Below are 13,410 nucleotides of genomic sequence, written 5' to 3' on the forward strand. Positions count from 1 at the left end.
GCCCCTTGACCCGAGCGGGAGCGACACCCCACCCCGGCCGGTCGCCGCGTCCCGCGCGGTGGCCGGCCGGACCCGTCCGCCGTCCGCCGTCCGTCCGGAGTCCGCCCGTGAACCGCCGTCACCCCGCCCGTATCGCCCCCGTCCTCCTGTGCGCCGTCCTCGCCGCGCTCACCGGCTGCTCGGCCGGTGACGGGCAGCGGGCCGTCACCCCGCCCGCGCGGATCTCCGAAGCCGCCGCCCCCGCACCCACCGCGGCGCCCGTGAAGCCGCTCGCCCGCTCCCTGCCCGTGCGGGTCCGGGTCCCCGCCGCCGGGGTCGACACCGGCCCCACGGGGCCCGTCCTGGAACTCGGGCTCGCCGCCGACGGCACCGTCGAGGTGCCCTCGGTCGCGGACGCCGACCGGATCGGCTGGTACGACAAGGGCGTCACACCCGGGCAGAAGGGCCCCGCCGTCCTCATCGGGCACTTCGACACCGCCCGCGGCCCCGCCGTGCTGAAGAACGTCTCGAAGGTCGCGGTCGGCGACGAGATCACCGTGACCCGCGCCGACGGCACCACCGCGGTCTTCCGGGTCAGGGAGCTGGAGCAGGTCGGCAAGGACGCCTTCCCGACGGCCAAGGTGTACGGCGACACCGACCGCCCCGAGCTGCGCCTCATCACCTGTGGCGGCGAGCTGGTCGACGGCCACCGCCCCGACAACATCATTCTGTACGCGGATCTCGTGGCCACGCGGGCCGCCTGAGCCCCCACCGGCCCACTGAGGCAGAATCGGCCCCATGACGACCCCCGAGCCGACCCCCGAGCCCAGCCACGAGCCGAGCCGCGAGTCGACCCCCGAGCAGCCGTCCGCCGGGAAGAAGCCCGCGGGGCGGAAGCCCGCCGGGCAGAAGTCCGCAGGGCAGGAGTCCACGGGGCAGGAGTCCCCCGACCGCGTCTTCCGGTCGCCGCTCGGGATCGCGAGCGGGGTGTTCCTGCTGATCCTCGCGGCCCTGTTCGCCGGTGACGTGCTGTTCCGCGGCGAGGGCCGGTCGCCCTGGCTCGCGCTCGCGGGCCTCCTCCTCGCCGTGCCGCTGATCGTCGCCTTCACGATCCGGCCCGCCGTCTACGCCAACGACGACCGGCTCCGGATCCGCAACCCGTTCCGGTCGATCACGCTGCCCTGGTCGACGGTCGCCGACGTCCGCGCCGGCTACTCCAGCGAGGTCTTCACCCAGGACGGCGCCAAGTACCAGCTGTGGGCCATCCCGGTCTCGCTGCGCCAGCGCAAGAAGGCGGCCCGCCGCGCCTCCCGCGCCTCCCAGGACGACCCGCACGGCCGTACCTCGGTCACCGCCGACGTCCGGGACAGCGCCTCGCGCACCGCGCCCACCGACCAGACCGTCGCCGATCTGCGCGAGCTCGCCGAGCGCCGCGCCGGCACCCCGGGCGCGCGGGGCGAGGCGCGGGTGCGCTGGGCGTACGAGATCGTCGGCCCCGCGGCGGCCGGGCTGCTGCTCCTGGTGATCCTGCTCGCGACGCGCTGAGCTCTCTGGCCACGGGCCCGACCCTGCCTCGCGAGGCGCTGATCCTTCGCAGAATCGGCACGTCCACCGGCGGCGCGGGGCCCTGATCTGGTCAGACTGTCCTGTTCCGCATGGGTCGTACGCGCTGCCGGTGTCCTAGGGGCAACCTCCTGGTGAAGCGTGCGACCCCGCAATTGGTTTAGCACCCAACAGTCACCCCGGTCTCAATAGATTGCGCTTGCCGAGACTGTGGGGGTGGGGGCGATGACCAAGGACACCGGTGTGTCCGGGACGCGTTGTCTGGTCGACATGGGGGCCGACGGACGTTACGGATGGCGACTCGTCGCGCAGAACGGGAGGGTCGTCGCGCGTTCGGGGGTCTGTTACGACGACCACGCCCTGTGCCGGGAGGCCTTCGCGGCCCTCTGCACCGGACACGCGGACATGGCCGGCGGTGTGCAGCACACCGCCGGCGGCAATGGCTGGGTGTGGCTGCTGCGTGACGCCGAGGGGCGTACCGCCGCCCTCTCGGGGCGCTCCTACGAGCGCCATTCCACCTGTCGCACCGCCTATGCGCGGTTCCGTGCGCTGATCACCGCCGAGGGCCCCAGATGGGCCTCAACTGTCTTACGGTGAACGGAAGTTGCCCCGCGCACGCCCCTCGTTCACATCGAGGGGAACGCATGTCCACCGGGCGGGACTTACGTCCTTCCCGTGACGACCGAGACCCTTGACCCGCCGCCCGACCCGCCGCGACGGCTCCACGCCGACCCCGGCCTTCCCGACCGGGTGTTCCGCGCCGTCGCCCGCACCGGCGGCGGCCTCGTCCTCGCGGTCATGCTCCTCGTCGGCGGCTTCCTGCTCCTCCGCGCCTGGCAGGCCCTCGACCGCGCCGGCCTCTCCTTCCTCACCACCGAGAGCTGGGAGCCCGACGCCGGACGGTTCGGCATCGCGGCCGTCCTGCTCGGCACCGTCCTGATCGCCCTCGTCGCGATCGTCGTGGCCGTGCCGCTGGCCACCGGAGCCGCGCTCTACATCTCCGAGTACGCGGCGCCCCGGCTGCGCCGCACCCTGATCTCCACCGTCGACCTGATGGCCGCCGTCCCCTCCGTCGTCTACGGCCTGTGGGGCGTCTTCTGGCTGGAGGAGTCGATCCTCCCGATCGCCCGCTGGATCGCCACGTACTTCGGCTGGATCCCGTTCCTGCGCGTCGACGGCGCCGACCCCGACGATCCACTGGCCCCGCCCACCGTCTACACCTCGTCGACCTTCGTCGCCGGTCTCGTCGTCGCGATGATGGTCGCGCCGATCATCTGCTCGATCATGCGCGAGGTCTTCTCCCAGGCCCCTGCGGGCGAGCGCGAGGGCGCGTACGCGCTCGGCGCCACCCGCTGGGGCATGATCCGCAGCGTCGTCCTGCCCTTCGGCAAGGGCGGCATGATCGGCGGCACCATGCTCGGCCTCGGCCGCGCCCTCGGCGAGACCATCGCCGTCTACATGGTCATCTCGCAGGTCTTCACCATCCAGTGGCACGTCCTGCAGACCGGCACCAGCTCGGTGTCCTCGCTCATCGCCCTGCGCTACGGCGAGGCCACGCCCTTCGGCATGTCCGCCCTGATGGCGGCCGGCTTCGCCCTCTTCGTCATGACCCTGATCGTCAACTTCGCCGCTTCGTCCATCGTCGCGCGCAGTCGCTCCGGCGCCACCAGCGACGCCTAGCCCGTGCGCTCCTCAAGGGGGACCCGAACCCGATGACCATCGCCCCGGAGCGGCCGAGGCTGCGACCGCCCGCCGAGCAGGCCCCGCCGCCCCCCGGACCCGAACGCCGTCGCACCACCGGCACCACGCGCGCCTCCGACGCGTACGCGCTGCTCGGCGCCGCGGCCGCCTCGCTCGCCCTCACCTGGCTCCTCTTCGCCCGCCTGCTGCCCTTCAGCGGCGCCGTCGGCTTCGTGATCGTCGCGTACGTCCTCTTCCTCGGGCTGTACGCGCTGCTCGTCTCCTTCGACGAGGACGGGCCCGCCGTACGGGACCGGATCGCCGGAGTCGTCGTCCGGAGCCTCGGTCTGCTGCTCCTCGCCGTCCTCGTCTTCGTCGTCGCCTTCACGCTGTGGGAGGGCCGTAAGGCCCTCGTCCACCTCAACTTCTTCACCGAGGACATGAGCCTGGCGGGGCCCCTCGAACCGCTCGACGTCGGCGGCATCCTGCACGCCGTCGTCGGCACCCTCGAACAGGTCGGCATCGCGCTCGCGATCACCGTCCCCACCGGCATCGTCTGCGCCATCTTCCTCACCGAGGTGCCCGGGCCCTTCGCGCGCCTCGTCCGCACGATCGTCGAGGCCATGACGGCGCTGCCGTCGATCGTCGCGGGACTCTTCGTCTACGCGACCGTCATCCTGGCCCTGGGCACCGAACGTTCCGGCCTCGCGGCCTCGCTCGCCCTCTCCGTGATGATGCTCCCGATCATCATCCGCGCCTCCGACGTCGTCATCCGGCTCGTCCCGGGCACGCTGCGGGAGGCCTCGTACGCCATGGGGTCCTCGCGCTGGCGCACGGTCTGGCACGTCGTCCTGCCGACCGCCCGCTCGGGGCTGACCACGGCCGTGATCCTCGGCACCGCGCGCGGGGTGGGGGAGACCTCGCCCGTGCTGCTGACCGCCGGGTTCACCGCCGAGCTGAACGCCCTGCCGACCTCCGGCGCGCAGGTCTCCCTGCCGCTCGCCACCTTCGAGCTCGTCAAGTCGCCCGAACCGAACATGATCGCCCGCGGCTTCGGCACCGCCGCCGTCCTCATGCTGCTCGTCCTGCTCCTCTTCGTCCTCGCGCGGATCGCGGGCGGGCGCGGACCGGGGCAGCTGACGAAGCGCCAGGAGCGGCGCAGGGCCCTCGCGTCGCGGCAGGACGCGGCCCGGTGGATCTCCACCGCCGGCACTGCCCCGCACCCCGGCACCGCTTCCACCGCCGGGACGGCCACGCACCCCGGCACCGCTTCCGCCGCCGGGACGGCCCCGGCCCCCGGGACCGGTTCCGCCCCCGGGACGGCCTCCGCCGCCGCCTCCAGGTCCTCCGCCGCGCCCGCCGACCGATCCGTACCTCCGAGGAGCACGCCGTGAGATCCGCCGCCCCGCTCGCCCGCACCGCCCTGGGGCTCGCCGCAGCCCTGTGCGCGGTGCTCGCCCTGCTCGTCCATCCGCCCGCCGCGCAGGCCGCGGGATACACCAAGATCACCGGCTCCGGCTCCACCTGGAGCTCCAACGCCGTCGAGCAGTGGCGCCGCAACATCGGCGCCAACGTCGGCCTCACGGTCAACTTCAACGCCAACGGATCCTCGCAGGGCCGCGAGCAGTTCAAGAACGGCACCGTCGACTTCGCCGTCTCCGAGATCCCGTACGGCCTCAACGACGGCGGCGCCACCGACGTGCCGCCGCGCCGGGGCTACGCGTACATGCCGATCGTCGCCGGCGGCACCGCCTTCATGTACAACCTGCGGATCGGCGGCCGCCAGGTCACCAACCTCCGCCTCTCGGGACCCGTCCTCGCGAAGATCTTCACCGGTCGGCTGACCATGTGGAACGCGCCGGAGATCAAGGCCGACAACCCCGGCCTGAACCTCCCCGCCCGTCGCGTCGTCCCCGTCGTGCGCTCCGACGGCTCGGGCACCACGGCCCAGTTCACCACCTGGCTCGCCAAGGAGAACGGCTCCGTCTGGGACGACTACTGCCGTCGAGCCGGCCGCTCCACCCCCTGCGGCATGACCTCGTACTTCCCGGTCGTGCCCGGCACCACCACCGTCGCCAAGTCCGGCTCGCTCGGCGTCTCCGCGCACGTCCGCCAGCCGCAGGGCGAGGGCGCCATCACGTACGTCGAGTACTCGTACGCGATCAACGCGCACTTCCCGGTCGTCAAGGTGCTCAATGCCTCCGGCTACTACGTCGAGCCGACCGCCCAGGCCGTCGCCGTCGCCCTGCTCAAGGCCCGGATCAACTCCGACCGGAACTCGACGAACTACCTGACGCAGATCCTCGACGACGTCTACCGCTCCCGGGACGAGCGCAGCTACCCGCTCTCCAGCTACAGCTACATGGTCGTCCCCACCTCGGAGACCGCCCCGCACACCACCGAGAAGGGCCGCTCGCTCGGCACCTTCGCCCGCTACTTCCTCTGCGAGGGCCAGCAGCAGGCCGAGGAGCTCGGCTACTCGCCGCTCCCCAGGAACCTCGTGCAGGCCGGCTTCGACCAGGTCCGCCGGATCCCCGGCGCGCCGACCGGCGCGGTCGACCTGTCCGACTGCCGCAACCCCACCTTCTCGGCCGACGGAACGAACACCCTCGCCAAGAACGCGCCGCGGCCGAAGGCCTGCGACAAGCGCGGTCCGGCGCAGTGCGGTGACGGCACGGGCGGCGCGAAGGGCACGAACACCCAGGTGAACAACGGCGGTTCGACCGGCGGATCCGCCACGGGCGGCTCGACCGCCGACAACGGGAACGGCTCGGGCTCGGGCGGCTCCGGCGGCTCGACCGGCACCGGCTCCGACGGATCGGGCTCCACCGGCGGTCCGGGTGGCGGCGGTACGGGCGGGGCCACCGGCTCCGGCGCCAACTCCGGCACGGGCAACGGAGGTTCCGCGAACGGCGGTACGGGCGGGGGCGCGGCATCCGGCGGCGCCGACGGCGGCGCCACGGGCGGCGGAGCCGTGGACCCCGACACCGGCGAGGTCATCGGCGACGGCGGCGGTACGGGCGGTGGCACCGGCGGCGGCCAGGACTCCGGCGGCAACCAGATCGTCGGCACCCCGGTCACCCTCGCCGCCGACACGGGCGGCGGTCTGCGCGGCATCCTCATGGCCCTCTCCGCCTTCCTGCTCCTCGCCACCGTCATCGCGCCGCCGCTCGTCGGCCGCGCGCTCGCGGCCCGGGCCGAACGCCACGGAGGCGGACAGTGAGGCCGACGCTCACCCGGAGGGCCGGACTCGGGGCGCTCCTCACCGCCGTCGTACTCGCCCTCGCACCGCTGCCGCGGGACACGCCCGCGGCGGCCGCGACCGGCCCGTCGCAGAACTCGGCGGTGACGAAACGGGGCACCAGGGGACCGTACGACGACTTCTCGAAGCTCGAAGTGACGGTCCACCAGACGAGGAACCTGCGCTCGCAGGGGCTGAGCGTGACCTGGAAGGGCGGGAAGCCGACGCAGGGCCGGAACACCGACTACCTCCAGATCATGCAGTGCTGGGGCGACGACCCGGCAGGGCCGAGGCGCGAGCAGTGCCAGCTCGGCGCCGGCGCCAAGGGCTCCGACTTCGGCGCCTTCATCGGCAGCCGGCTCCTCCCGGTCGGCTCCGACCCGCTGGAGAAGCAGTACGGCGAGCGGATCCCCGACCCGGAGTACCCGGGGCAGATGACCGACCCGTTCGTGCCCTTCGCCCCGGTCTCCGGCCCGGCCACGACCAAGCCCACCGACTGGACCTACTTCAGCCCCGGCGACAGCAACGAGGAGTTCTTCGCCACCACGCAGCCCGACGGCACGGGGGAGATGGGCTTCAACCTCCAGTCCACCCGGGAGGCCCCGCACCTGGGCTGCGGCGACCCCATCGGTTCGGGCGCGCACGTGCGCGGCCGAGGCTGCTGGCTCGTCGTCGTGCCCCGCGGCTCCCACGACCCGAACGGGACCACCGGGCGCCCCGTCACCTCCGCGTTCTCCACCACCAATTGGAACCAGCGCATCGTCTTCCCGCTCGACTTCCTGCCCGTCCGCGAGCCCTGCCCCACGGACAAGGCCGAGCGCCGCATGACCGGATCCGAGCTGGTCACGGACGCGCTCACCTCATGGCAGTCCTCGCTCTGCGCCGACGGCAGCACCCGCTTCACCTTCACCCAGCGCGGTGAGGACCTGGCCCGGGGCAACCTGCTGAACCCGACCTCCACCTCGCCCGGTCTCGCCTTCACCGTCGAACCCGTGGAGGGCGGGGAGAAGGCCGGCTTCGTGCACGCGCCCGTCGCCGTCAACGGTCTCACCGTGGGCCTCTACTGGGAGGCCGACAAGATCGGACTCGTCAAGGACCTGAAGCTGAACCCCCGGCTCCTGGCGAAGCTGCTCACCGGCTCGTACCCGTACGACGTACGGCTCCTCAGCGACAAAGCGCCCGTCCCCGACCACCTCAAGGGCAACCCGGAATCGATCCTCCGGGACCCGGAATTCCTGAAGCTGAATCCTGAATTCAAGGAGTTCCAGCAGTCGGTGATGAACTACCCGGGTGGAATTCTGCTTGCCGCCGACCGCTCGGACAGCACCAGGATCGTCTGGAACTATCTTCGTTCCGACCGCGATGCGCGCGCCTTCCTCGAAGGAAATGCGGACCCCTGGGGAATGAAGATCAACCGCTACTTCAAGGATCTCGGGCTCGCCTCGGCCGGCTCCTACGAGTTCCCGAAGGCCGACCCCACGGAGACGAAGCTGGTCGAGGGGGAGCTGGACATCACGTACGGCATGGTCGACCGCTCCCCGTACGCCATCGACCTGCACGACGCCGCACGCGCGGTCCGGCGGGGCACCAACGGCGCCAAGGACCGTGCGGCGCCCGACACGGCGACCGGCGGGCTGAAGCTCACGAGCGGCGACGTCCCCCCGGGCTCCCGCCGCGCCTACGGCATCACCGACGTGGCCTCGGCGGCCCGCTACCAGCTCCAGATCGCGGCCCTGCCGAACGCCGACGGCACCTACGTCCACCCCACCACCACCGCCATGCTCAAGGCGGTCGACCAGTTCGAGGACTCGGCCGTGCCGGGGGTCCTGACGGCCGACCCGGCCCGGGCCAGGAACGGCGCCTACCCGCTGACGGTGGTGACGTACGCCGCCGCCTCCACCGGCCTTCCTGCCGACGCCCGCAGGGACTACGCGCGCGTGCTGCGGTACGCGGCCGGACCAGGCCAGAAGCAGGGCACCGCCCCCGGTGAGCTGCCCCTCGGCTACGCGCCGATGCCCGCGAAGCTGAAGGCCCGGGCCGCCGCCGCGGCCGACCGCCTGGAGCGCGGGGCGCCGACCGGACCGGGCTCCACCACGGGCGGCGCGGCCGGCGGTTCGCCCGGCGGTGCCGGAGGTGCGAGCGGAGGCTCGGACTCCGGCGGCGGGCAGGGGACGAGCGGTTCCGCGGGCACCGGCTCCGCCACCTCCGGTGGTTCGGGTCCCGGCGGCGGGTCCGCGGGCGGCGCGGACGCCGGCGGGTCCTCCGGGGCGCCGTCCTCCGCCGCCCCGCCGCCCTCCGGCGGAGGCACGAACGGCTCCGGCGGCGCATCCGGGGAGAAGCTCGCCGACACCGGCAGCACCCCGTCGCAGGTGCTCGGCGTCATCCGCTGGGTCCTTCTCTCGGTCCTGGTCGTCGGCGGTCTCGCCGGTATCGCGGGCCCAGCGGTGCTCGCCGCGGCCGGCCGCCGCCGAATTCCCTCGGATTCACCTAGGACAGGAATTCGTAACCTGAAGAGCGGCTGAACGTGGTGGCCGCCCCTGTCACCCGTACGGAATTGTTGTTCCCGGCCGGTCGACGGACCGGCCGGTTGAAGAATCCGGATTTTGCTTGTGCGTCCATTCCATGACATCCGTTTCCACGGAGGAGATCAGAAGTGAACGTCAAGTCCCGCGCTCGTATCGGTGCCGCCCTCGGTGTGGCCGCCCTCGGTCTCGGTGTCGCCCTCGCCCCCGCCGCGCAGGCCGACCCCAACCCGATCACCCAGTACCGCACCCTTGCCGGCGTCGGTTCGGACACGACCCAGGACGTCCTCAACGGCCTCGGCAACGTCGTCGTCAACGCCCTCGGCCAGAAGATCATCGCGTCCTGGGACGCCACCGGCTCCGCCACCATCAAGACCAAGGCGACCGGCTGTGTGATCAACCGTCCGAACGGCTCCTCGGCCGGCATCGACGCCCTGCGCAACGCCGTGGACACCAACTCCGGCTGCCTCGACTTCGCCCGCTCCTCGCGTGGCCCGGCCGACACCAGCACCACGGACCTGACCTGGATCCCGTTCGCCAAGGACGCGGTCTCCTGGGCCAAGCGCTCCGACAGCACGCTGCCCTCCGACCTGACGTCGACGCAGCTCAAGGACATCTACGAGTGCAACCTCACGACCCTCAACGGCGTGGCGCTCACCCCGATCCTGCCGCAGAGCAACTCCGGAACGCGGCAGTTCTTCCTCTCCTCCATCGGCGTGACCACCCCCGGCGCCTGCGTCCAGCAGGGTGTCCAGGAGAACGACGGCACCGTCCTCGACAGCGCCGGTGACGTCGCCCCGTACTCCGTCGCCTCCTACACGGCGCAGGAGAAGGGTGTCGTCACCAACCGCCGCGGCGCTGCCGTCCTCGGCTCCGTCGGCACCGTCGCCCCGCGCAACGCCGACAAGACGCTGAACCTGGCCTTCCCCTTCCTGCGCGACGTCTACAACGTCGTCCCGACGGCGAAGCTGACCAACGCCACGGTCTCCTCCACCTTCGTCGGCTCGACCTCCAAGGTCTGCGCCGCCACCACGACCATCACCAACTACGGCTTCGGCTCCCTCGGCACCGCCTGCGGCGCCACGACCGTCAAGGGCGAGCGCTGATCACCACCGCTCCCTGACCGCACACCGGCCGGGCACCTTCGGGTGCCCGGCCCCCGGGCGTACCCGTGGCGCATGCGCGCCGACCACCACCGCTTCCCGGCCTCCCGCCGGCCGGGCGCCCCGCCCGAGCAGGCGACGGCCCGCCGGCCCACCCACTCCCGCAACCGATCCTGGGGGACTCGCATGAACCGCCCCGCACCACTCAGATCACCCGTCGCGCTGCTCATGGCGCTCGCCGTCCTCTGCGGCACCCTCGCCGTCGTCCTGGCCATGGCCGCCCCCGCCAAGGCCGCCACGCTGCACGGTGCCTTCACGCTCCAGGGCGGTTCGGGATCCCTCACCGACAAGCCCATCGGCACGGGGGTCAGCACCTCCGCCGCCTGCCCCGCGCCGGCCGACCCCGCGCGGCCCTACGTCAAGGTCCGGCTCGGCGTGGTCGAGCCCGGCCTCAGCGGCACCTTCCACGACCTCGCGGTCACCGTCGCGGGGGAGCCCCTGAGCGGTGGCGCCTTCACCCGGCCCGTCGACGTCGAGGCCGACTCGCTGTCGCTCCAGGACGGTCTGAAGCGCTTCATCCCCGAAGGCCCGCTGGACGGCCGGTACGAGCTCCGCCTCTACTGCCGGACCGCGATCGGGGCCGAGACGGAGAACTTCTTCTCCACGATGGTCCAGGTCACCGGTGACGCCTGGGCCCCGATCACACAGAAGGCGACCCTCCTTGAGGTCGTGTCCGAACCCGGCACCGCCGTCGTGGGCGAACCGGCCAGGATCATCGCGAACGTACAGCCCGAGGAGGCCGCCGGAACGGTGAACTTCCAGAAGTTCGTGAACGAGGAACTCGTCGACATCGGCACCGTCGACGTCACCGCCGGGAAGGCGGAGGTCACCGTCACCGAGTCCGCCGTCAACAACGACGGACTGCCCGTGGTCGCCACCTTCACCCCCACCGACCCGGAGGCCCACACCCCGGCGTCCTTCGTCTACTCGCTGTACGTGACCCGGCCCACGCCCACCCCCACCGGCACCACTCCGACGCCGACCGGCACCGGCACCCCCACCCCGACCGTCGACCCCACCGCCACCGACACGCCCACGCCGACGGACACGCCGACCGACCCGCCCAGCGAGACGCCGAGCGACACCCCGAGCCCGACCGGCACGCCCTCGCCGACCGCGAGCGGTGACGCCGACACCACGGGCGGCACCGGTACGAGCGGCGGCTCCGGAGGCGACTCCGGCGGCACCGGTACGAACGGCGGATCCGGCGACTCCGGCAGCGGCGGCTCCGGCGGTACCGACACCGACGGCGGCAACGGCGGCAGCCTGGCCTCCACCGGAGCCTCCGCCGCCTCCGCGGCCCTCGGCTCCCTCGCGCTCTGCCTCCTCGGCGCGGCGGCCGTGATCCAGACCCGCCGCCGCAAGGCGGGCGCCCGCCCGTGACCACCGCACCGCCACCCACCGCCCCCCGCGCCGGGCTCGCCCTGGCCGGGGCGGCGCTGTGCGTTCTCGCCGCGCTGCTCATCGGCTTCGCCGCCAACCTCACCGTCGTCGGACACCTCCAGCACGCCCGCGAGCAGTCCACCGCCTACGACGACCTGCGCGAGCAACTCGCCCTCGGCACCGCCCCGGTGGGACAGCTCACCTTCGACGGGAGACCGCTCGCACCGGGCGCGCCCGTCGCCCTGCTCCGCATCCCCGCGCTCGGACTCCGCGAGGTCGTCGCCGAGGGCACCACCTCCGAGGTCCTCATGTCGGGCCCCGGACACCGCCGCGACACCGCCCTGCCCGGCCAGGCCGGCACCAGCGTGATCATGGGTCGCAAGTGGGGTTACGGCAGCCCCTTCAACGACGTGCACCGGCTGCCGAACGGCGCCCGCGTCGAGGTGACCACCGGTCAGGGCAAGGCCGTGTACGAGGTCACGGGCGTCCGGCACCCCGGCGACCCCAACCCCGCGGCTCTGGGCCAGGGCCAGGGACGGCTCACCCTCATGACCGCGAGCGGTGGCGCGTACACCCCCGAGGACGTCGTCCGGATCGACGCCCGGCTCATCGGCGCGGCCCAGCCCAGCCCGCCCAGGCCGCTGCGCCCCGGCTGGATCACCGCCGCCGAGAAGCCCCTCGCGGGCGACCCCGACGCCTGGCCCGGGATCTTCCTCGGCGCCCAGGCGCTGCTGGTCGCCGCCCTGCTCACCGTCCTCGCCCGCCGCCGCTGGGGAAACCGCCAGACCTGGGTCACCGCCGTCCCGGTCCTCGTCGCCCTCGGGGTCCTCGTCTCCGGCGAGCTGACCCGGCTCCTGCCCAACCTCCTCTGAGAGCTGTGGAGTTCACACCGTGACCGATCTCGTCGACACCGTCACCCTGCCGCCCGTGCCGGACGGCGGCACCACGGCCCCGTCCCGGGCCGCCGCCCTCGAAGCCGACTCCGTCTCCGCCTGGTTCGGCGACCGCAAGGTCCTCGACCGGGTCTCGCTCGCCATGCCCGCCCGTGAGGTCACCGCCCTCATCGGCCCCTCCGGCTGCGGCAAGTCGACCTTCCTGCGCATCCTCAACCGGATGCACGAGCTCACCGGCACCGCCTCGCTCGCAGGCCGGGTCCTCCTCGACGGCGCCGACATCTACGACCGGGGCCGCCGCATCACCCACGCCCGCCGCGAGATCGGCATGGTCTTCCAGAAGCCCAACCCGTTCCCCGCGATGTCCCTGTACGAGAACGTCCTCGCCGGACTGAAGCTCGGCGGCATCCGGGCCGGCAAGGAGGCCAAGGACGACCTCGTCGAGGAGTGCCTGACCCGAGCCGGCCTCTGGAACGAGGTCAGGGACCGGCTGCGGCAGCCCGGCGGGGCGCTCTCCGGCGGCCAGCAGCAGCGCCTGTGCATCGCCCGCTCGCTCGCCGTCCGCCCCCGCGTCCTGCTGATGGACGAGCCCTGCTCGGCGCTCGACCCGACCTCCACCCGGCGCGTCGAGGAGACCATCGCCGAGCTGAAGTCCGAGGTCACCGTCGTCATCGTCACCCACAACATGCAGCAGGCGGCCCGCGTCTCCGACTCCTGCGCCTTCTTCCTCGCCGAACAGGGCACCCCCGGCGTGATCGTCGAGCAGGGACCCACCGGGACGGTGTTCGACTCCCCGACCGACCCGCGCACCGCCGACTACGTCAACGGCCGCTTCGGCTGACGGGCCGGGGGCCGGCGGGGCGGCGGGCCGACGGGCGGCGAGCTTGACGGGCCGGGAGGGCCCGCCCCCGGCGTACGCCCCCGGCGTGCGGGAGTCGTCCGGCATCAGCTGCCGTACGGGGTTCACCCGGACGGCCGAAGGGCCG

11 protein-coding genes are annotated in these 13,410 nt (G+C 73.0%); all 11 read left to right on the top strand.

Translation table 11 applies throughout. The annotated features are described in order from the left end of the window. Positions 1-107 precede the first annotated feature (107 nt). The 11 genes from ACIP8Z_RS19980 (at position 108) to ACIP8Z_RS20030 (ending at position 13,265) form a co-directional block, all read left to right on the top strand. Complete coding sequence (locus tag ACIP8Z_RS19980) at positions 108-743, top strand: class F sortase (RefSeq protein WP_402085059.1); 636 nt, start codon at positions 108-110, stop codon at positions 741-743. A 34-nt stretch (positions 744-777) separates the two neighbouring features. Then, on the top strand, positions 778-1,524 hold the full coding sequence (locus ACIP8Z_RS19985; protein ID WP_402085061.1) for a PH domain-containing protein: 747 nt from the start codon (positions 778-780) through the stop codon (positions 1,522-1,524). Between the two features lie 243 nt (positions 1,525-1,767). Next, positions 1,768-2,139, top strand: a complete 372-nt coding sequence (locus ACIP8Z_RS19990; RefSeq protein WP_402085063.1) for a hypothetical protein — start codon at positions 1,768-1,770, stop codon at positions 2,137-2,139. A gap of 78 nt (positions 2,140-2,217) precedes the next feature. Beyond that, positions 2,218-3,222 (top strand): phosphate ABC transporter permease subunit PstC, encoded by a 1,005-nt coding sequence (gene pstC, locus ACIP8Z_RS19995; RefSeq protein ID WP_402085065.1) that lies wholly within the window; start codon positions 2,218-2,220, stop codon positions 3,220-3,222. 32 nt (positions 3,223-3,254) lie between these two features. Continuing rightward, positions 3,255-4,616, top strand: a complete 1,362-nt coding sequence (pstA, locus tag ACIP8Z_RS20000) for a phosphate ABC transporter permease PstA (protein WP_402085067.1) — start codon at positions 3,255-3,257, stop codon at positions 4,614-4,616. Then, positions 4,613-6,445: a phosphate ABC transporter substrate-binding protein PstS gene (gene pstS / locus ACIP8Z_RS20005; protein ID WP_402085069.1), complete on the top strand. Its 1,833-nt coding sequence runs from the start codon at positions 4,613-4,615 to the stop codon at positions 6,443-6,445. The genes pstA and pstS overlap by 4 nt, the downstream gene beginning before the upstream one ends. Next, positions 6,442-8,985, top strand: a complete 2,544-nt coding sequence (locus ACIP8Z_RS20010) for a hypothetical protein (protein WP_402085071.1) — start codon at positions 6,442-6,444, stop codon at positions 8,983-8,985. Before pstS ends, ACIP8Z_RS20010 begins: the two co-directional genes overlap by 4 nt. A 131-nt stretch (positions 8,986-9,116) precedes the next feature. Continuing rightward, positions 9,117-10,091: a hypothetical protein gene (locus ACIP8Z_RS20015; protein ID WP_402085074.1), complete on the top strand. Its 975-nt coding sequence runs from the start codon at positions 9,117-9,119 to the stop codon at positions 10,089-10,091. A gap of 72 nt (positions 10,092-10,163) precedes the next feature. Then, positions 10,164-11,531, top strand: a complete 1,368-nt coding sequence (locus ACIP8Z_RS20020) for a hypothetical protein (protein WP_402085077.1) — start codon at positions 10,164-10,166, stop codon at positions 11,529-11,531. Next, a complete protein-coding gene (locus ACIP8Z_RS20025; protein ID WP_402085080.1) occupies positions 11,528-12,403 on the top strand; it encodes a sortase in 876 nt (291 codons plus the stop codon). Before ACIP8Z_RS20020 ends, ACIP8Z_RS20025 begins: the two co-directional genes overlap by 4 nt. Positions 12,404-12,458: 55 nt before the next feature. Continuing rightward, a complete protein-coding gene (locus ACIP8Z_RS20030) occupies positions 12,459-13,265 on the top strand; it encodes a phosphate ABC transporter ATP-binding protein (protein WP_402085330.1) in 807 nt (268 codons plus the stop codon). Positions 13,266-13,410: the final 145 nt, after the last annotated feature.

This window comes from Streptomyces sp. NPDC088553, assembly GCF_044752965.1.
Classification (GTDB): domain Bacteria; phylum Actinomycetota; class Actinomycetes; order Streptomycetales; family Streptomycetaceae; genus Streptomyces.